The organism is Sphingomonas sp. M1A8_2b (assembly GCF_053345535.1).
The window spans coordinates 468,518-488,287 of record NZ_JBKFAH010000002.1; the positions used below are offsets into that span (position 1 = coordinate 468,518).

The 19,770-nt window shown below is 66.1% G+C and carries 14 protein-coding genes; 12 read left to right on the forward strand and 2 right to left on the reverse strand.

All coding sequences use genetic code 11. The annotated features are described in order from the left end of the window. The first annotated feature begins 1 nt into the window (after window position 1). Together ACLBWL_RS10490 and ACLBWL_RS10495 are read left to right on the forward strand one after the other, a co-directional pair. Window positions 2–1,165, forward strand: coding sequence for a patatin-like phospholipase family protein (locus tag ACLBWL_RS10490; RefSeq protein ID WP_447792754.1), 1,164 nt, complete (start codon window positions 2–4; stop codon window positions 1,163–1,165). Window positions 1,166–1,224: 59 nt separating this feature from the next. After that, window positions 1,225–3,201: a M1 family metallopeptidase gene (locus ACLBWL_RS10495; protein ID WP_447792756.1), complete on the forward strand. Its 1,977-nt coding sequence runs from the start codon at window positions 1,225–1,227 to the stop codon at window positions 3,199–3,201. Between the two features lie 21 nt (window positions 3,202–3,222). On the opposite strand, the gene ACLBWL_RS10500 is transcribed toward ACLBWL_RS10495, so the two are convergent. Beyond that, window positions 3,223–4,779, reverse strand: coding sequence for an alkaline phosphatase D family protein (locus ACLBWL_RS10500; RefSeq protein WP_447792758.1), 1,557 nt, complete (start codon window positions 4,777–4,779; stop codon window positions 3,223–3,225). A 174-nt stretch (window positions 4,780–4,953) separates the two neighbouring features. On the opposite strand from ACLBWL_RS10500, the gene ACLBWL_RS10505 reads away from it, so the two are divergent. From ACLBWL_RS10505 to ACLBWL_RS10535, 7 genes are read left to right on the forward strand one after another with little or no spacing between them, the layout of a single operon-like run. Beyond that, the gene (locus ACLBWL_RS10505; protein WP_447792760.1) at window positions 4,954–5,928 is read left to right on the forward strand and encodes a CobW family GTP-binding protein; all 975 of its coding nucleotides are present in this window, start codon (window positions 4,954–4,956) and stop codon (window positions 5,926–5,928) included. Next, window positions 5,925–6,953, forward strand: a complete 1,029-nt coding sequence (locus ACLBWL_RS10510; protein WP_447792761.1) for a WD40 repeat domain-containing protein — start codon at window positions 5,925–5,927, stop codon at window positions 6,951–6,953. The genes ACLBWL_RS10505 and ACLBWL_RS10510 overlap by 4 nt, the downstream gene beginning before the upstream one ends. Next, the gene (locus ACLBWL_RS10515; RefSeq protein WP_447792763.1) at window positions 6,950–7,192 is read left to right on the forward strand and encodes a DUF1289 domain-containing protein; all 243 of its coding nucleotides are present in this window, start codon (window positions 6,950–6,952) and stop codon (window positions 7,190–7,192) included. Before ACLBWL_RS10510 ends, ACLBWL_RS10515 begins: the two co-directional genes overlap by 4 nt. Further along, the gene (locus ACLBWL_RS10520) at window positions 7,189–8,025 is read left to right on the forward strand and encodes a HoxN/HupN/NixA family nickel/cobalt transporter (RefSeq protein WP_447792765.1); all 837 of its coding nucleotides are present in this window, start codon (window positions 7,189–7,191) and stop codon (window positions 8,023–8,025) included. The genes ACLBWL_RS10515 and ACLBWL_RS10520 overlap by 4 nt, the downstream gene beginning before the upstream one ends. Continuing rightward, complete coding sequence (locus ACLBWL_RS10525; RefSeq protein ID WP_447792767.1) at window positions 8,022–9,164, forward strand: CobW family GTP-binding protein; 1,143 nt, start codon at window positions 8,022–8,024, stop codon at window positions 9,162–9,164. The genes ACLBWL_RS10520 and ACLBWL_RS10525 overlap by 4 nt, the downstream gene beginning before the upstream one ends. A 55-nt stretch (window positions 9,165–9,219) precedes the next feature. Continuing rightward, window positions 9,220–11,412, forward strand: coding sequence for a TonB-dependent receptor (locus ACLBWL_RS10530; RefSeq protein WP_447792769.1), 2,193 nt, complete (start codon window positions 9,220–9,222; stop codon window positions 11,410–11,412). Then, on the forward strand, window positions 11,399–12,961 hold the full coding sequence (locus ACLBWL_RS10535) for a PepSY domain-containing protein (RefSeq protein ID WP_447792771.1): 1,563 nt from the start codon (window positions 11,399–11,401) through the stop codon (window positions 12,959–12,961). Before ACLBWL_RS10530 ends, ACLBWL_RS10535 begins: the two co-directional genes overlap by 14 nt. On the opposite strand, the gene ACLBWL_RS10540 is transcribed toward ACLBWL_RS10535, so the two are convergent. Next, window positions 12,910–13,752: an endonuclease/exonuclease/phosphatase family protein gene (locus ACLBWL_RS10540; RefSeq protein ID WP_447792773.1), complete on the reverse strand. Its 843-nt coding sequence runs from the start codon at window positions 13,750–13,752 to the stop codon at window positions 12,910–12,912. The two genes, ACLBWL_RS10535 and ACLBWL_RS10540, sit on opposite strands and share 52 nt — an antisense overlap. 241 nt (window positions 13,753–13,993) lie before the next feature. Between ACLBWL_RS10540 and ACLBWL_RS10545 the strand changes: the two genes are divergently transcribed. The 3 genes from ACLBWL_RS10545 (at window position 13,994) to ACLBWL_RS10555 (ending at window position 19,714) form a co-directional block, all read left to right on the forward strand. After that, window positions 13,994–16,807, forward strand: a complete 2,814-nt coding sequence (locus tag ACLBWL_RS10545) for a TonB-dependent receptor (RefSeq protein WP_447792775.1) — start codon at window positions 13,994–13,996, stop codon at window positions 16,805–16,807. Window positions 16,808–16,936: 129 nt separating this feature from the next. Continuing rightward, window positions 16,937–17,845, forward strand: a complete 909-nt coding sequence (locus ACLBWL_RS10550) for an acid phosphatase (RefSeq protein WP_447792777.1) — start codon at window positions 16,937–16,939, stop codon at window positions 17,843–17,845. A 258-nt stretch (window positions 17,846–18,103) separates the two neighbouring features. Beyond that, window positions 18,104–19,714, forward strand: a complete 1,611-nt coding sequence (locus ACLBWL_RS10555) for a flavin monoamine oxidase family protein (protein ID WP_447792779.1) — start codon at window positions 18,104–18,106, stop codon at window positions 19,712–19,714. Window positions 19,715–19,770: the final 56 nt, after the last annotated feature.

Here is a 19,770-nt window from a genome sequence, read left to right on the forward strand (position 1 = left end):
GATGATGGGACCAGTGCAACGCGGTTTCACGCGCGGGTTTCTTCGGATCCTGCTCGTCGCGCTGCCGCTCGGCGGGTGCGCGACGGCCATCCCGCGCACACCGTACACGCTCGCCGATCTCGCCGTGGCAAGGCCCATCGACGGGCCGCGTGTCAGGATGTGGGCGCGTGGCGACGACGCGCGGTACGAACAGGTGCGGAACGAGGTCGTCGCGCAGCGCGCTATCGCCGGGTTGCCGCCGCTGTCGACGCTGCTGGCGATCTCGGGCGGCTCGGACCGGGGCGCGTTTTCGGCGGGCCTGCTCAACGCCTGGACGCGGCGCGGCGATCGGCCGCAGTTCGATATCGTGACCGGGGTCAGCACCGGCGCGCTGATCGCGCCGTTCGCGTTTCTCGGCCCCGATCAGGACGCGATACTGAAGCAGATCTACACCAATATCTCGCCGAAGGATGTCTTCCGAAAGCGCGGCATCGCTGGGGCGATCCGCAAGGCCGGGCTGGCGGATACGACGCCGTTGCGGACGCTGATCGCGCGCTACGTCACGCCGGCGTTCCTCGATCGGATTGCCGCCGAGCACCGCCGCGGTCGCCGGCTGTTCGTCGTCACCACCAATCTCGACGCGCAGCGCGGCGTGGTCTGGGACATGGGCGCGATCGCGCTCAGCGCGTCGCCTGACCGTGTCGCGCTGTTCAACCGCGTGCTGCTCGCCTCCGCCAGCATTCCCGGGGTCTTCTCCCCGACGCTGATCGACGTGACGGCGAACGGGCGCCACTTCAGCGAAATGCATGTCGACGGCGGGGCGGTCGGCGGGTTCTTCATCCTGCCAAGGGCGATCCTCGCGCGCCCCGACGCTGCGGCGCTGACCTCGAACGTGCGGATGTTCGTGTTCTACAACGGCCGGCTGATGCCGGAATTCAAGGTCGTGCGCGGACGGATCATCAGCGTGACGGGCGCATCGCTGACGACGCTGGTCGGCGAGATCGACCGCAACAGCGTCGACGAACTGCAAAGCTTCACCCGCACGGTCAAGGCCCGGCTGTCGGTCTGTTCGATTGAGGATCATCTCCCCGACGAGGAGAGACCGCTGTTCGACACCCGCCGGATGCGCGCGATGTATGCGTTCGGCGAACGGCAGGTTGCTGGCGCTGCCCCCTGCATCCGCTGATTGCCCCATAGCAGCAGGGCGGATAGGTGTACGATATTGTATAACATCGGGGGCGACAGATGCGGTTGGTACAGAACGGAGCGGTCCTGATTGGCCTGTTGCTCGGGTCGTCGTCGCTGGCGGCGATGCCGGCCGTCGCGCCGCAGCAGGGCTATAACCCCGGCGAGACCTTCGCGCCGTTCGACATGGCGCAGCCGGCGAGTGTCTATCGCAGCGCGGACGGGCGACCGGGCCCATCCTATTGGCAGAACCGTGCCGACTATCAGCTGCACGTGACGCTCGATCCCGTCGCCAAGACGATCAGCGGGACTGCGACGATCACTTATACCAACGCCAGCCCCGATCCGCTCGATGTGCTGTGGCTGCAACTGGAGCAGAATCTCTACAAGCCCGGGTCGCGCGGCGCGCTGTCGCGCGGCGGCGTACCCGGCGGCTCGACCGAGGGCATGGTGCTCGATGCGGTCGGCGTGTCGGTCGCGGGCGGCAAGGCGACCGCCGTGACTCCGCTCGTCACCGACACGCGTGCGCAATTGACGCTCGCCACGCCGCTGGCATCGAAGGCCAAGGCGGTGATCACGATCCGCTATCACTACCGCATCCCCGAGGCGTGGGGCGGGCGGACCTCGTGGGGGCGGCTGCGCGACGGCGACGCGTTCGATATCGCGCAATGGTATCCGCGGATGGCGGTCTATGACGACATCCGCGGATGGGACACCGCGCCTTATCTCGCGCAGGAATTCTACCTGACCTATGGCGACTTCGAGTATTGGGTGACCTTGCCCAGCGACATGCTCGTCGCCGGCTCGGGGGCGTTGATGAACCCGACCGAGGTGCTGACCCAGACCCAGGTCGCGCGCCTCGCAAAGGCCCGACTCAGCGATGCCACCGTGCCGATCCGCACCGTTGCCGAGATCGCCGATCCCGCCTCGCGCCCGAAGCGGGGCGGCACGCTCACCTGGCATTATCACATGGCGAACACGCGCGACGTCGCGTTCGCCGCGTCGAGCAAGTTCGCGTGGGATGCCGCGCGCATCCGCCTGCCGGACGGCAAGTCGTCGGTCGCGATGTCGTTCTATCCGGCCGAGAGCGACGGGCAGGCGCGGTGGGGGCGGTCGACCGAATACGTCAAGGATACGGTCGAGCGGTTTTCGGCGAAATGGTTCCCCTATCCCTATCCCGCGGCGATCAACGTCGCCGGGCCGACCAGCGGCATGGAATATCCCGGGATCGTGTTCGACGGGCCGGAGGATGCCGGCAAGGAGCTGTTCTGGATCACCGCGCACGAGATCGGGCACAACTGGTTCCCGATGGTCGTCGGGTTCGACGAGCGACGTCACGCCTGGATGGACGAGGGGTTCAACACCTTCATCGACGTCTATCAGTCGGACGCGTTCAACCGCGGCGAATATGGCCCGAAGCGTGACAGCGAATATGCCGAGGGGGGCGGCAATCCGGTCGACGAGATCCTGCCCGTCCTCGCCGATCCGACCGCGCCGCCGATTTTATCGCGATCGGACACGGTCGTCGAAAAATGGCGGCACCCGGTCACGTACTTCAAATCAGCGCTCGGTCTGACGTTGTTGCGCGAGCAGATCCTCGGGCCGGAGCGGTTCGATCCCGCGTTCCGGCGGTTCATCGCCGCCTGGGCCTTCAAGCATCCCAAGCCCGCCGATTTCTTCCGCGCGATGGAGAGCGACGCGGGTGAGGACCTGTCGTGGTTCTGGCGCGGCTGGTACGCGAACAACTGGCAGATGGACCTGGCCGTCGCCGGGATGGATTATGTGAAGGGCGACGCCGCCAACGGTGCGCTGGTCAAGGTCGAGGCGCGCGACAAGCTTGTAATGCCCGTCACCTTGCGCGTGACCTATGTCGACGGGAAACGAACCGACATGCGCTTGCCCGCCGAAACCTGGATACGCCAATCGGTGACGCCGGTGTTCGTGCCCGGAACCGCGAAGATCGTGAAGGTCGAACTCGATCCCGACCACAACCTGCCGGACCGCGATCGTCGCAATAATCGCTGGCCGGCAGGCTGAGCCTCGCGGATCCGCGCGACGTCAGGCCCGGTGGAGCGCCGGCGTGCCGTGCTCGACCTGGAACGAGGCGGCGGTGGTGATGGTCGCGTCGGGCCGGGACACGCGGTCGACGACGCGGAAGTTGGTCTGCCAGCGATCGGGGGTGACGTCGCAGGTCATGTAGCCGCGACGATCGTTGGAGAATTTCAGGAACGCGTTGTCGGCGAGAATGCGCGGCGCCCCGGCCCGCACATCGGCTCCGTCGCCGCCCGACGAGATCGACGTGCCGACGAACTCGACCGCAACCGCATCGCCCGCGCCACCACGCGTACGCAGTTCGCCCGCAAAATTCTGATGCTCGTCGCCAGTCAGCACCACGGCGTTGCCCAATCCTGCGAGCTTCGAGAACACCCGTTCGCGCGGAACATTGTAGCCGGCCCAGCTGTCCATGTTGCGGGTCGGCGCCGGCTCGTCGCCCGTTCGTCGATCGAGCGGCATCATCATCACCTGCTGCGCGATCGCGTTCCACCGCGCGCGCTTTTCCTTAAATGCGGCGCCGAGCCACGCCTCCTGCGCGGTACCCATCACCTGCGCCTTGGGATCGTCCCACCCCGCGCAATAGGACTTGAAGCCGTCGCCGCACGGCTGATCGGTCCGGAACTGGCGGGTGTCGAGCAGATGCAGGTCGACCAGCGTGCCGACCTTCGCGCGACGATAGATATGCATCCCGTCGGCGCCGGGAAACGCGGATTTGCGGAACGGCATGTGCTCGTAATAGGCCTGGAACGCGGCGGCGCGGCGCAGCGCGAACACCTCGGGCGGATCGCCGCCCTGGTCGAGGTCGCCCACCCAGTTGTTCTCGACCTCATGATCGTCGAACGTCGGGAACCAGGCATGCGCGGCGTGCGCGGCCTGCAGATCGGCATCCATCTTGTACTGCGCATACCGGCGGCGATAATCGTCGAGATCGTAGAGCAATTGGCCTTCGTGAGCGCGCACGAACGGGCGCGGGCGCCCGTCATAGCCGACCGGCACGGGCGAACTGCGGCCCTCGTAGATATAGTCGCCATAGTGGAAGACGAACGCCAGGTCCTCGTCCGCCAGATGGCCATAGGCGTTGAACAGCCCGTCCTCGTAATTCTGGCATCCGCATACGCCGAACCGGAGCCTGTCGATCGCCGCCCCGGCCAGCGGCAGCGTGCGCGCACGGCCGGCGATCGAACGATCGCGGCCGACGCTGAACCGGTACCAATAGGGGCGATCGGGCAGCAGTCCATCGACCTCGACATGGACCGAATGCGCCAGTTCGGGTCGCGCGATCGCGCTGCCCTTGGCCACCAGAGTCGCGAAGCGCTCGTCCGAGGCGACCTGCCAATCGACCGAGATCGGCGCCATCGGCATCCCGCCGTGCCGCTCCAGGGGATCGGGCGCGAGCCGCGTCCAGATCACGAATCCGTTTGCCGCCGGCTCGCCCGCCGCGACGCCGAGACGGAACGGATAGGCCGCAAACACCTGTTGCGCGCGTAGGATGCCGGGCGCCGCGAGCACCCCCACACCGGCCGTCAATCCAAGCAGCGTAGCGCGTCGGGTAAGGGTCACAGGTCCGCCGATCTCTAGTGATGACCGATACACTATATCATGGGTGGTTGGAACGAAAACCCCTTCTTGCCTGCCGTCCGTCGACCACACGAAAAAGACGGTCAGGTGGAGGTTGCGGCGAAATCCGATATCACCTATCGGGTAGTGATATATTATCTCATTGCGAGGTGTTTCGTGCCGTCATCGACCATCCCCGTCACCGTTCTCACCGGCTATCTGGGCGCGGGCAAGACGACGCTCCTGAACCGCATCCTCAGCGAAAATCATGGCCGCAAATATGCGGTCATCGTCAACGAATTCGGCGAGATCGGCATCGACAACGACCTGATCGTCGATGCCGACGAAGAGGTGTTCGAGATGAACAACGGGTGCATCTGCTGCACCGTCCGCGGCGACCTGATCCGCATCATCGAGGGGCTGATGAAGCGCAAGGACGGCTTCGACGCGATCATCATCGAGACCACCGGCCTCGCCGATCCCGCCCCCGTCGCGCAGACCTTCTTCATGGACGACGACGTGCGCGCCCGGGCGAGCCTCGACGCGATCGTGACCGTGGTCGATGCGCGCCATGTCCTCGCCCGGCTGGAGGACAGCCATGAGGCCGAGGAGCAGATCGCGTTTGCCGACGTGATCCTGCTCAACAAGACCGATCTGGTGACCGCGCAGGAGCTGGAGGTGGTGCGCCAGCGCGTCCGCACGATCAACGGCCAGGCGCGGTTGCACGAGACGCAGAACTGCGTCGTACCGCTCGAGGAGGTGCTGGAGCGCGGCGCGTTCGACCTCGACCGCATCCTCGAGATCGAACCCGACTTCCTGTCGGAGGACGATCACGAGCATGACGATTCGATCACCTCGGTATCGCTGCGTTCGGCGACGGCGATCCGGCCCGAGCTGTTCATGCCGTGGTTGCGCAACCTGACCGCGGTCCAGGGACAGGACATCCTGCGGCTGAAGGGCGTGCTGTCGTTCCCCGACGAGGACCAGCGCTATGTCGTGCAGGGCGTCCACATGCTGCTCGACGGCAATCATCAGCGCGACTGGAAGCCGGACGAGGTCCGCACCAGCCGGATGGTGTTCATCGGCCGCAACCTCGATCCAGTCGCCTTGCGCGCCGGGTTCGAGGCCTGCGCGGTTCCTGCCAACCGATGATCGACGCGATGCGTGAAACGCTGGTGCAAAGCCACGGCCGCCGTGTCGAGGTTGGCGCGGAGCCGACCGCGCTCCTGTGGCTCGGGGACGACGCGTTGCTGACGCTCGGCGACGGCAGCGTGCGGCACATGACCGACGCGGGCGAGGTCGCCACGCATCCGGTGCACGGCGGCGCGATCCTGGCGGCGTGCCGTCATCCCGATGGACGCTCGATCGTCACCGGCGGCGACGATGGCCGAGTATGCCGGGTGGTGGCGGATGGCGATGTTCTGGAGTTGGGCCGCTTCGACCGACGCTGGGTCGAGCATCTGGTGGCGAGTCCCGCCTCGGGCCTGATCGTCGCCGGCGTCGGTCGCGAAGCGGTCGTCTGGACGCCCGGTGCCACCGAACCCTCGCACCGCTATGCGATCGGTTCGACGATCGGCGGCCTCGCACTCGAAGGTAAAGGCAAGCGGCTGGCTGTCGCGCATTATGGCGGCGTGAGCCTGGTCTATGCCGCGACCGCCGGCAGCGGCCGCGTCGCGCTCGATTGGATCGGCTCGCACCTCGCCTGCACGATGAGCACGGACGGCCGCTATGTCGTCACCGCGTTGCAGGAGACCGGACTGCACGGCTGGCGGCTTCCCGATCTGCGCGACATGCGGATGTCGGGCTACGTCGCCAAGACGCGCAGCTTCTCGTGGGATCGCCGCGGCAGATGGCTGGCGACCAGTGGCGATGCGTGCGCCGTCCTATGGTCGTTCGACGGCAAGAGCGGCCCGATGGACAAGCCGCCGTTGCTGCTGGCCGAGCGGCGGGGCGCGATCGTCACGCGCGTCGCCTTCCATCCCCGTAGCGACCTGCTGGCGGTCGGCTTTGACGATGGCGTCGTCGTCCTCACGCAGGCCGATGACGATCGTCCGCTGCTGGTCGATGAAGAGGGCGCCGCCATTACCGCGCTGAGCTGGAACGACGCCGGCACCCGGCTCGGCTGGGCCGGCGAGGACGGCCGGATCGGCATCCTCGACATGGCCGCGCGCGCATGAGGAGCCCGTGCGTCGACATCTGCCGCTTCGATGGCCGGACCGGCTGGTGCGTCGCCTGCGGGCGAACACAGGTCGAGTGCCGCGGCTGGCGCAAGGCGGCGCGGCCGACCCTGCTGGGGATCCAGGCGGAGCTGCCCCGCCGCCTCGCCAAGCTGGCCGCGCGCGGCATCGTCGCCTCGGAACTGGCACCCGACCCTATCTCGGAAGACCCCGACACTATCTCGGAAGACATGGCATGACAGATCCCTCGTTCGCACTGCCCACGCTGGGCCTGATGTTCGTGCTCGGCCTGCGGCATGGGCTCGATCCCGATCACGTCGCGGTGATCGACAATATCGTCTTCCGCATGGTCGAGGAGCGGCCTCGATTATCGCCCTGGACCGGCACGCTGTTCGCGCTGGGTCACAGCCTCGCGGTGGCGGTCGTGGCGATCGGCGTGTCGCTGTTCGCGCACTGGATCGTCGTGCCGCGCTGGACCGCGACGCTGGTCGATACGATGGTGATCGCGTTGCTGATCCTCGTCGGCACGCTCAATCTCGTCGCGCTGCTGCGACACCGCGCCTACGCGCCGGTCGGGTGGCGTGCGGGGCTGGTGCCGCGGTCGCTGCGGTCGAGCACGCACCCGGCGGCGGTCGTCGCGATCGGCGTCGTGTTCGGGCTGGTGTTCGACACCGCGACCCAGGCCGCCGCCTGGGGCGCGGCAGCAACGACGCGGGGCGGGCCCGCCGCCGCCGCCGGTATCGCGCTGGCCTTCACGATCGGCATGGTGCTCGCCGATACGCTGGACAGTCAGATCGTCAGCCGATTGCTGCGCTCGAGCCAGCGGGCGGGGCGCGGTGCAGGCGCATCGGTCATGCGATATCGGCGCGGGGTCGGCTGGCTGATCGTCGGCTTGTCCTACGGCATGGCGCTGTTCGCGGCGTCGGAGGCCGCAGGCTTTGCGCTCGACCTCGACGACCGGACCTTCACCGCGATCGGCGTCGGCGCGGCCACCATCGTCGCGGTGCTGCTCGCCCGCGGTGCCTGGATCGCCCGCAAGGCCAGTCGTCCCGCTCTGGAAGGCGCGGCATGACCGGCCTGGTCACCGGACCCGGTGCGCTGATCCCGGTCTCGGTCCTCACCGGCTTTCTCGGCAGCGGCAAGACGACCGTGCTCAATCGGCTGGTGCGCGATCCGCGGATGGCGCGCGCGCTCGTCATCATCAACGAATTCGGCTCGATCGGGCTCGACCATGACCTGATCGTCCGCAGCCAGGACGACATGGTCGTCGAGATGATGGGCGGCTGCCTGTGCTGCACCATCCGCGGCGACCTGTTGCGGACGCTGCGCGAGGCGCCGTGGCGGTTCGCGCGCGACGGCAAGTGCTGGTTCGACCGGGTGGTGATCGAGACGACCGGTCTCGCCGACCCGGCGCCGATCCTGCACACGCTGATGACCGACGAGCGCCTGCAGACACTGTACCGGCTCGACGGGGTCATCACCACCGTCGACGCCGCGACCGGGATGGCGACGCTCGATGCGCAGGAGGAATCGATCAAACAGGCCGCGGTCGCCGATCGGTTGCTGCTCACCAAGACCGATCTCGTCGACGCGGACGCGCGGGCTGCGCTGGAAGCGCGGCTGCATGCGCTCAACCCCGCGGCGCCGATCACGGTGGCGATCGATGGCGCGGTCGATCCGGACCTGCTGTTCGAGGCCGGGCTCTACGATCCTACGACCAAGAGCCACGACGTCCGCCGCTGGCTGAACGCCGAAGCCTATACCAATCCCCCCGATCACCATCACGCGCACGACCATCATCACGATCACCATCATCATGACGTCGATCGCCACGGCGACCGGATCCGCTCGGTCTGCCTGACCTTCGACGACCCCATTCCAGCCTTGGCGTTCGAGCGCTGGCTGGGCATCCTGACGATGTTCAAGGGCGCCGACATCCTGCGCGTGAAGGGGATCGTCAACGTCGAGGGCGTCGATCGACCGATGGTGATCCACGGTGTCCAGCACATCTTCCACCCCCCGGTTCGGCTCGACGCGTGGCCGAGCGAGGATCGCCGCAGCCGGATCGTGTTCATCACCCGCGACCTCGACGAAGCCGATCTGCGCGGCACGCTGACGCTGATGACGCTGGGGCTCGAGCATTTCGGTCTGGTCGGACAGGACGCGATGACCCTAGGGGCAGACGGTGGACTGATCCCGGACAGAGGCTGACGACCACGAGACGACCGCAGGGGCGGGGCGATAATATTAAAAACGGGGGATATCGGTGCGCACGACGATCATAAATTCATGGGTACGCGGTGCCGCCGCGGCGACCGCCTTGTGCGGCGCCTCGACGGCGGCGAACGCCGAGGACCACACGCCGACCGCGCCGCTGTCCGTACCGGCCGCGGGCGAGGAGATCACCGTGACCGGCTGGCGGCTGCGCCAGCTCGACGTCGCGACGCCGACCGCGAGCCGCCTCGGCCTGTCGATCCGCGAGACGCCCGCCACGATCGACCGGATCGGCGCCGACGAGATCCTCACGCGCGGGTTCCGCACGGTCGAGGAGGCGGCGGTCAGCCTGCCGGGCGTCACCTCGGGCGGCTCGCCGGGCGACCCCTCGCTGTTCTCGATGCGCGGCTTCACCGGCGAGCAGATCACGGTTCTGCACAACGGGCTGTATCTCGGGCCGGCGAACATGATCAACCGCCCCGGCAACACCTTCAACATCGCCAGCATCGACGTGCTCAAGGGGCCGGCGTCGGTGCTGTACGGGCAGGGCGCGATCGGCGGCGCGGTCAACATCGTCAACAAGAGCCCGGACTTCACCGCTGACAGCCTCCAGGCGCTCGCCTCCTATGCGTCGTTCGACACGGCCAGCGTCGGGCTGGGCGGCAATCACCGCATCGGCGACACGCTCGCCGCCCGCGCCGACGTCAGCTATCATCGCACCGACGGCTTCGTCGATCGCGCCGGTTCCACCTCGTTCAACGCCACCGGCGCGGTGCTGTTCAAGCCGCGGGACACGCTGTCGATCGCGTTCAGCGTCGATTATCTCAAGGACAATCTGTCCACCTACTTCGGCACGCCGCTGGTGCCTGCCTCGTTCGCCGCCGATCCGATCGGCGGGATCCTGTCGACCGGCAACGGCTATGTCGTCGATCGCCGCACGCGCTTCACCAACTACAACGTGGCGGACAACCGCGCCAAAAGCTGGCAGGTCTGGCCGCGGCTCGTCGTCAACTGGTCCCCCTCCGAGCACCTCACGCTGTCGAACACCGCCTATTATTTCCATGCCGAGCGGCAATGGATCAATGCCGAGAACTATGTCTTCAACGCGGCCACCAAGTTGATCGACCGCGATCGCTTCTTCGTGTTCCACAACCAGGATCTGTTCGGCGATCAGTTCAGCCTGACGCACAAGGACAAACCGTTCGGCCTCGACAACACGCTGGTCGTCGGCATCGACTACAGCCATCTCGATTTCGTCCGCAGCCGTGGTTTTCCCGATGGCGACAGCGTCGATCCGCTGACCCCGAGCCCGGGTCTTTTCGGGGCGATCGACAAGCGCGTGTCGCCGACCCGCTGGGACCAGATCGCGCTGTTCGGCGAAGATGCGCTCGCGCTCACGCCCTCGCTCAAGCTGGTCACGGGCCTGCGCGCCGAGCGGCTGTATCTGACGCGCGAGAATTTCAACGTCGATGACAGCTTCAACGCCGGTTCGAGTTTCGACCGCACCTACCGGCTGTTCAACTGGCGCGCGGGGCTGGTGTACGACGTCTCGCCAAACGTCACCGCCTACGCGTCGTACAGCACCGGCAAGGATCCGGTCGGCGCGAACATCTTCCTCGTCAACGCCAACCAGAATTTCGGCCTGAGCACGTCGCGGCAGGTCGAGGGCGGGCTGAAAGCCGATCTGCTGCACGGCCGCGGAACGCTGACGCTCGCGGCCTACGACATCAGGCGCGACAACATCCTGACGCAGGTCGCGGTCGATACCGTCAGCAATATCGGCAGCCAAAGGTCGCGCGGGATCGAAGCGTCGGGCGAACTGCGCGTGACTCCGGCGTGGGCGGTGATCGCCAGCGGGACCTATGTCGACGCCAAATACGCCAATTTCGTCGACCCGAACTACGGGATCGCCGCGTCGGGCAACACGCCGCCCAACGTCCCGGCCTGGGTCGGCAATATCTGGACGACGGTGCAGCATATCGGCGGACTGCCGCTGGAAGCGGGCGGCGGCGTCAAATATATCGGCAAGCGCTACGGCAACACCGCCAACGACCTCGTGCTCAAACCCTATGCGACGGGGATCGTCTACGCGACCTATGTGCTGACGCCGCGCTGGTCGCTGACAGGGCGGATCAACAATGTCTGGAACAAGACGTTCGTGCAGTGGGCAGACATCTATTACCCCGCGCAGGTCATGCTGGGCGAACCGCGCCGGTTAGAGGTCAGCGTCCTTGCTAGATTCTAGGGCGAGCGCGCGGCGACGTCAGGCCATCAAGACGCTCGTTTGGTTCCACCGCTGGCTCGGCGTCGCGACCTGCCTGATCTTCGCGCTCTGGTTCGCGAGCGGGGCGGTGTTGCTGTTCAAGCCGTTCCCGTCGCTGTCGCACGCCGACCAGGTGCGACTGGAAGCGCCGATCGAATTGGGCGCGGTGGCGATCTCGCCGCGTGGCGCAGCGATCGCCGCTGGCCAGCCGACCGCGTTGCGCCTCGTCCAGCGGGGCGGGGCGCCCGCGTATATCGCCACCACGCCGGACGGGACGATCGCGATCGATGCGCGATCGGGTGAGAGGCTGGGCGATCTCACCCCGGAGGACATCGCCGCGGACCGACGTTCATCGCCCGGCACGACGCCCCCGGTGGCGATCACCTACGACCAGTGGGTCGTCCACAACCGCTTCGATCCGCTCCGCCCGTTTTACCGGATCGACCTCGCCGACCGACATGGAACGAGCCTTTATCGCTCGGCGAAGACGGGCGAACTGGTCCAGCGCACCACTGCCGCGGATCGCGGCTGGAACTGGGTCGGTGCGGTGCTGCACTGGGCGTATTTCACGCCGCTACGGTCGAGCTTCACCGCGTGGGACCGGACGGTCTGGATCCTGTCGTTCGTCGCGCTGCTGGTGGCGGTCGCCGGCACGATCCTCGGCATCATCCGCATGCTGGCGGCACGCCGTCTGCGCACGCCGTCGTTCACCCCGTACCGCCAGCGCTGGATGCGGTGGCACCATCTGCTCGGCCTGTTCGCGAGCGTCTTCGTGCTGAGCTGGACGCTCAGCGGCTGGCTGTCGATGGACCACGGCCGCCTGTTCTCGCGCGGGCAGCCGACCGCCGAACAGGCCGCGCGCTATGCGGGAGCCCCCTTGGCGAGCGCGCTGCCGAAGGACCTGCCGGCGGCCATTCCTGCGGACACCAGGCAGCTGGACTTCACGGTCGTCGGCGGCCGGAGCCTCTCGGTCGCCTGGCAACCCGACGGCACGGCACTGACCTATGATGGCGACTATACGCGGATAGCGCCCGCGACGCTTCAAGACAGGATCGGCAAGGCGGTGCTCGTCGCATTTCCCGACGCGTCGGGTTTCAGCGTCGCCCCGATCGATCCGACTGCGACCTATGCCCTGGCGGAAGGCTGGCCCGCGACCGCCATGCGCGTGACGCTCAGGGGCAAGGCGCTTCCCGATGTCTACGCGGACGGAGCCGACGGTCGATTGCTGACGGTGATGGACGACAGCCGCGCGCGCTACGCCTGGATCTATTACGCGCTCCACACTTTCAACGTGCCCGGCCTCGCCACGCACCCGCTGCTGCGTCGGATCGTCGTGCTGATCCCGTTGCTGCTCGGCTTCCTGTTCAGCCTCACCGGCGTCGTCCTCGGCGTTCAGCGACTGCGAAGGAGTCGATCATGGTCATCAAGCGCGTGTTCGGCGAGCCGCCCAGGATGTCGCTCCGCCTCGCCGCGGTGGCATCAGTGCCTGCGGCGGAGGACGGCAAGGATCGGAAAATGGTCGGACGGATAGCGGGCGCCGTCGTGATCGGTCAGCACCGCGGCGTTCAGCGGCATGAACCCGCGCACCATGATATAGTCGATCATCGCGTGGGGCTTGCCGGTGAAGTCGTGAAACGTGCCGTGCGGACCGGTTTTCTTCGGCGCGGTCGCCCAGACGTCGGTGAGGACACCGGCCAGCCGGCGATGCGCGTCGCTGTCGGGCGTGGCGTTGAAATCCCCGGTAAGCACGATCGGCAGGCCGTGGGCGAGCGCCGGTAGCCTGGCCGCGATCAGGGCGGCGGACCGACGGCGCGCTTCTTCGTCTTCGGTGTCCCGGTTCGCGAAATGCGTGTCGATCATCAGGAACCGGTACGGGGTCCTGCCGCGCGTTTCGAAGATGCCCCAATTGACCATCCGGGGCAGCGTCGCGCCCCACGCCATGCTGCCCGGCGTGTCCGGGGTTTCGGACAGCCAGAAATCTCCCTGACCGACGAGGCGGAGGTGATCGGTACGGTAGAAGATCCCCATATGCTCGGTCGCGTGCCCGCCGAAACGGTCCCGTCCGAACCAGCGGTAGTTCGGCAGCGCGCGAATGATGTCCTGTCCTTGCAACTGGAAAAGCTCCTGCGTCCCGAGCACGTCGGGATTGGCCTCGCGTACGGTCTTCACGAACACGGCGCGGCGATCGGCCCACACGTTCGCGCCATCGTCCGGGTTCGGATAGCGGACGTTGAACGTCATCACCCGCAGGTCCTGGGCGACCGCCGGGAGTGCCTGCGTCATCGCGATCGCGGCCAGGATTTTCAGGGAATGACGCTTCATCGGAGGGCTTCGCTCTGCATGACGGGAGGATCTGTCAGGGTCCGCCCCGGTAGTCGGCGTTCGTGTAGGTCTTGTGACAGCCGTCGTCCGACCTCGTGCCGAAGCTGTTTGACACGCTCAGACATCGATCCATCTAATCCGGACATAAGTTATACGATGCGTCACACGTCCGTCATGAGTGCTCACTAGGGGCGGCGCAGCGCGCACGATCCTCCCCGATATTCCAGCATTCAGGTGTTCCATGATCAGAATTCATCGTTCTGCCGAGGCCGTGCGCCCGGTGCCCGGCCGGACGCAGTTGCATGCCGGTGCCGCGCGTGTCGCGCTTGCGGTCGCCGCGCTTTCAGCACCGTCCGCAGTGTATGCGAAAGACGCCGGAGCCCCCCCGGTGCAAGCACAGGCGCAGGCGGTCGTCGTCGGCCAGTCCGACGACGTCAAGAATGCCCAGGGCAACGATATCGTCGTCACCGGTCATGCCTCGAAGAAGGCGGAGATCGAGGCGACCGGCACGACCAGCGTCCTCTCGAGCGCCGACCTGCAACGCCAGCCCAACATCAGCGTGGTCGATGCGATGGCACGGCTGCCGGGCATTTCGGTCGCGCCGACCGACTTCTTCGGTACGCCGTCGTCGGGCAATCACGGCGGTCTCGACGGCGCGGCGCGTGGTGGGGCGAGCTTCGTCTATCTTCGCGGGCTCAGCGGTTCGTACAACGTCAATCTCGTCAACGGCGCGAACGCGGCACAGGGCATGCCGTATTCGCGTCAGATCCAGCTCGATCTTCTCCCCCCGGTCGGCATCGCCGCGGTCGTGGTCAACAAGACGTCGACCGCCGACATGGACGGCGATGCGATCGGCGGCACGATCGACTTCCGCACGCCATCCGCCTTTGACTTCGACAAGAAGACGCATGTCGGGCTCTATGTGCAAGGCGGCCTGAGCCAGTACGCGCTCGACTATCATACCCCTGCCGGTACCGGGATGGCGCAAGCCGAAGTGTCGCATCGATTCGGCGACAGCGAGCAGTTCGGCGTTTACGCATCGGGCTATTACGGGAAGCGCAACTTCGCCTCGACGATGGTCGACTTCCAGGCGGGCCAGTGGGAGTTCGCGGTATCGCAGGGCGAGCAGGGCAGCAATCCCGACGGGTTCGCCAAGAAGGACAATCTGCTGCTGACCAGCACCAATGCCCAGTTCAGCGAGGGCAATCAGGTGCGCTATGGCGGTGCGCTCGGGTTCGACTGGCATCTGGGCAGCACGAAACTCTACGCGCGCGGCACCTATGCGGTGTCGAACATCGAACAGAATATCTACCAGAAGAGCATCCAGGCCGATGGCTATTCGGCGGCGGTCGTGCGCCCCGACGGCCTGTATCAGAACGCCGAGAGCGACGGCGAATATCACGCCTGGTTCGAGACCGCGCCGGCGCAGTCGACGCTCGCGTCCGGTGTCATCGGCGGCACGACCGAGGCCGGTCGCCTGACGCTCGGCTATAGCGGCTTCTGGAGCTGGGCCAAGGACGCGGCACCCGATCATGCCGAGGTGACCTATCAGACCTTCCAGGGCAACCAGCTGAACGGGCCCTTCGCCGTCAGCTACCGCAATGGCTATCCTCTGCCGCTGCTCAGCGCCGCGCAGCTCGCCCGGTTCAACGACAACTCGCTGTACGGCGTCGAACAGGACAGCGGCGAGTTCACCAACTCGCGCAGCACGGCCTCCAAGCTCGGCGGGCGGTTCGATGCGACCTACAAAATCGGGTCGTGGCTGGACGCCTTCACGGCAGGCGCCAAGGTCGTGCACAGTTCGCGCAACACCTTCTCGCGCGACTACAGCAATCTGAACTTCCTCCCCGTCGGCCAGGCGCTAAACGCCAGCCCGTTCTCGCGCGGCGAGGAATCGTCGATCGATCGGGAATACTACCCTTATACCTTCGTCCGCGGCGATGGGGCGGCGCTCACCAACGCGGCACGTAACGCCGCATCCGCGATGACGCTGTCGGCGAACGACTTTAATCGGAACACGCTGTCGGGCCATGAAAACGTCTACGCGGGCTACGCGCTCGCCAAGATCGTCGCCAATGCCCTCGAGGTTCAGCCGGGCCTTCGCTACGAGCATACCGACATCGATAACGTCTTCTGGAATTCCGTCAGTGCCGACGGCACTGCGGGATCGGCCCCCCAGGAAGGCTTCAAGTCGAGCAAGACGCACTATGATATTCTGCTGCCGAGCATTCACGCCAACTACCGGTCGGGCGAGGAAAACGTCATTCGCGGCGCGGTCTGGCGCAGCTATACCCGTCCGGCCTTCTTCCAGCTCGCCGGCGGCAGCCAGACGACGGTCGACTCGGATGGCACGATCAGCGTCACCGAAGGCAATCCCGATCTGAAGGCGGTCAAATCCTGGAATTTCGACGCGAGCATCGAGCACCAGCATCGCGGCTTCAGCGCGTCCATCGCCGGCTACTACAAGGCGTTGAGCGATTATCTCTACGATCGTGGCACGAGCTTCCGCGCGACGCAGATCGCGGTCGACGGACTCCAGTCGATATCCAAGCCGGTCAACGGCGGATCGGCGGGCCTCTACGGCGTCGAAATCGCTGCGCGGTATCAGCTGGTCGACCTGCCGGGCTGGGAGTCCGGGTTCGGCATCTCCGGCAACATGACGTTGCAGCATTCCTGGGCGCATCTGAACGACGCGTCGACCGACAAGACGCAGCCGATGCAGGGCGCGCCCGAACGCCTCTACAATGCGTCGCTGTTCTACGAAAAGGGCGGTCTCTCCGCGAATGTGTCGTACCGCTATAACGGCCCGCTGATCGCCGCGTACCGGTTCGGCGATTTCGGCGGCAAGGCGCTCAACGACACGCAACGCGCGACCAGCAGCGTCGACACGACGGTCGGCTACAGCTTTAACGACGACCTGAAGATCGCCGGCGCGGTGTCGAACATCTTCGACAATATCAGCTATTACCGAACCGTCGGTCCGGACAGCTATCAGGTTCCGCAGATCGTACGCTGGGGCCGGACCTTCACGATGACGCTGACCGCAGGCTTCTAACCGCCTGCACCCCGCCGATCGCGTGGATCGGCGGGGTAATCCCAGACGACCAACCACGGAGACGCGGACATGCGGATAAGCCCGGCTATTCTTGCTGCAACGGCGATACTCGGCCTGTCCGCGGTTTCCTTGGCCCATACCATCGTCGTCGGTACCACCGTCGCCCGTACCACGGTCGAACGGCCGGAAGGGGAGGAGCCGCTCGTCTACCTGGCGAAAGGCGCGTTCGATATCATCGCGGTGCTGCCACCTGCACCGCGGCAAGACGATCCGCGCTGGAAGGCCGATCGCGCGATCTTTCGCCAGACGCGCGCGTTCGTCGGCACGCCGCGCTGGCGCCTTGCGACCAACGACGTGAAGCTCGGCTCCGACGACATGATGCGCGATTTCAGCTGCGCATTGGGGGTAGAGCTGACTCCGAAAAACGCACCGCTCACGGCGCATCTGGCCGAAAAAGCCGGGTCCGACACAGCGCGCAACAGCGGCATCGCCAAATCCTTCTACAAGCGACAGCGGCCCTATCTGATCGACAACGGGCCGGTGTGTCAGCCGGTCGCCCAATTGAAGGGCAGCTACGACTATCCGTCGGGGCACACCACGGCGGGCTGGACTTGGGCGACGTTGCTCGCGCAACTCGCACCCGACCGCGCGACCGAAATCCTCGCGCGCGGTCGAGCGTTTGGGGAGAGCCGGATCGTCTGCGGCGCGCATAACGCCAGCGCCGTCGAAGCGGGTCGGCTGTCGGCCAGCGCGACGTTGACCGCGCTGTCGTCGTCGCCTGCATTCCAGGCGGATCTTGCTGCGGCGCGCGCCGAGCTATCGGCCCTGCGCCAATCGCCCGCCGCTACCCGTCCAGCGGTCGCGGGCTGCGCCGCCGAACGCGCGCTGATCGCCCAACCCATTTTCGACGGGCCGATTTTCGACAGGACGCTGCGTCGAAAAAGTGACCGTGCGCGCCCGATGAGCATCGGCATATCGATGGCAGTCGCGCTCCCGTCGACAAATGCTGTGAAGCCCCCTCAAACCGCTATGAATTAATATTGCCTATAAAAGTGTATTATCATTTTATAATTATGTTGCACTGCCCCTAAAAGCATAGTTCAATCACTCCACAGGCTGAGAAGCGGACGGCAATTTTAGGGTAGCAAACGAGGCGAACGATCCTCCTACTTTTAATTGGCGTCCCCATCGGCTCATTGGGGGAGCGATGATCACGAAAGGCCGCCGACGGGTTTGACCCGACGGCGTTTCAGATGTCGGCGACCTCGGGACGGTCGCCGTTTTTGGGGGGCCTCGATGATCACACGCAGAACGGCATTGGAAAGATTCGGCCTGATCGGAGGATTGGGCGCGACGCTCGGCGCGATGCAGGCGCTGGGATTGACCGGCGGGCTGATCGGCGAAGCGCACGGCCAGGATATCGCGACGCTGACACCTACCCTCGGCAAGGGCATCCACGTCGTCGTACTCGGCGCCGGGATCGCCGGTCTGACCTCCGCCTACGAGTTGGAACAGGCCGGTTTTCAAGTCACCTTGCTGGAGGCACGCGACCGGGTCGGGGGGCGCGCCTGGACGGTCCGCGACGGCGACAAGATCGAGATGATCGGCGAGCAGACGCAAACCGCGAAATTCTCCGACGGCATATATTTCAACGCGGGACCGGCGCGGATTCCAAGCTTTCACCAGGGCTTGATCGGCTATGCGAAGAAGTTCGGCGTGCCGCTCGAAGTCGAGGTCAATTCTAGCCGCTCCGCCTATGTGATGGGCGAAAATGGCGGCAAGATCCGGATGCGGACCGCGATCAACGACATGCGCGGGCATATCGCCGAACTGCTCGCCAAGGCGATCAACCAGGGTTCGCTCGATCAGGCGATGACCGCGGCCGACAAGCAGAAACTCATGCCCTTCCTCAAGGCATATGGCGATCTCGACGAGAAATACGCGTTCGCCGGTACCGAGCGGTCGGGGTTCGGGACGGCGCCGGGGGCAGGGGTGAACTTCGCGTCGGCAGGCAGTGCGGTGCCGATGGACCAGTTGCTCGCCAACGAACGGCTGCCGATGACGCTGTTCGAGGACAATCTCTACATGCAGGCGACGATGTTCGAGCCTGTCGGGGGGATGGACCGGATCCATGCCGGGTTCGATCGCAACCTGCGCCGTCCGGCGATCCGTGGCGCCGAGGTGACGCGGATCCGGCATACCGCCCGCGGCGTCGACGTGGTCTACCGCGACAAGGCGAGCGATGTCGTCGAGACGATCACGGCCGACTATATCATCTGTACGATCCCGTTCCCGGTGCTGGCGACGATCGATACCGATTTCTCGCCGGCGTTGAAGAAGACGATCGCGGGCGTGGTCTACGACCATTCGAACAAGGTGGCGTTCGAAAGCCCGCGGTTCTGGGAGCGCGAGCAGATCTATGGTGGCATCTCGTTCGTCGGCGGTCCGACCACGCTGATCTGGTATCCGTCCGCCGGGCTGCATTCGGCGCGCGGCATGCTGCTGGGGTGCTATTCGTCGGGCCCCAACGCGGCCGCGTTTGCGAAGCGGCCGATCGCCGAGCAGATCGAATTCTCGCGCGGCGTGGTCGACCGGCTGCATCCGGGCCACGGCGCCGATCTGGTCAACGGGCTCGCGGTGAACTGGCACAAGATTCCGTACAGCCTGGGGCCGTGGCCCGACTGGAATGCGGGCAGCGCCAATGGCCGGCAGGAGGGGCATATCGACACGCCCGAATACCGCCTGCTCCAGAAGCCCGACGGCCGCGTGTATTTCGCCTCCGCCGCGCTGAGTCAGACGCCGGGCTGGCAGGAAGGCGGCATCCAGTCCGCGCAAGGCCAGGTGATGGCGCTGGCCCGTCGCGTCGCGGCACAGGCCTCGACCGGGCGTCCGCGTCGCGCCGCCTGATCACGTCGCCTGAGGGCCAACGAAAGCGATCAAACACGTGAAGGTGACGCAGATCA

Bases quoted from the DNA above. Each gene is read 5' to 3' on its own strand.
- ACLBWL_RS10525 (WP_447792767.1), top strand. From the start codon at position 8,022: ATGACCGGCCTGGTCACCGGACCCGGTGCGCTGATCCCGGTCTCGGTC.
- ACLBWL_RS10495 (WP_447792756.1), top strand. From the start codon at position 1,225: ATGCGGTTGGTACAGAACGGAGCGGTCCTGATTGGCCTGTTGCTCGGG.
- ACLBWL_RS10510 (WP_447792761.1), top strand. From the start codon at position 5,925: ATGATCGACGCGATGCGTGAAACGCTGGTGCAAAGCCACGGCCGCCGT.
- ACLBWL_RS10515 (WP_447792763.1), top strand. From the start codon at position 6,950: ATGAGGAGCCCGTGCGTCGACATCTGCCGCTTCGATGGCCGGACCGGC.
- ACLBWL_RS10520 (WP_447792765.1), top strand. From the start codon at position 7,189: ATGACAGATCCCTCGTTCGCACTGCCCACGCTGGGCCTGATGTTCGTG.
- ACLBWL_RS10545 (WP_447792775.1), top strand. From the start codon at position 13,994: ATGATCAGAATTCATCGTTCTGCCGAGGCCGTGCGCCCGGTGCCCGGC.
- ACLBWL_RS10555 (WP_447792779.1), top strand. From the start codon at position 18,104: ATGATCACACGCAGAACGGCATTGGAAAGATTCGGCCTGATCGGAGGA.
- ACLBWL_RS10540 (WP_447792773.1), bottom strand. From the start codon at position 13,752: ATGAAGCGTCATTCCCTGAAAATCCTGGCCGCGATCGCGATGACGCAG.
- ACLBWL_RS10490 (WP_447792754.1), top strand. From the start codon at position 2: ATGATGGGACCAGTGCAACGCGGTTTCACGCGCGGGTTTCTTCGGATC.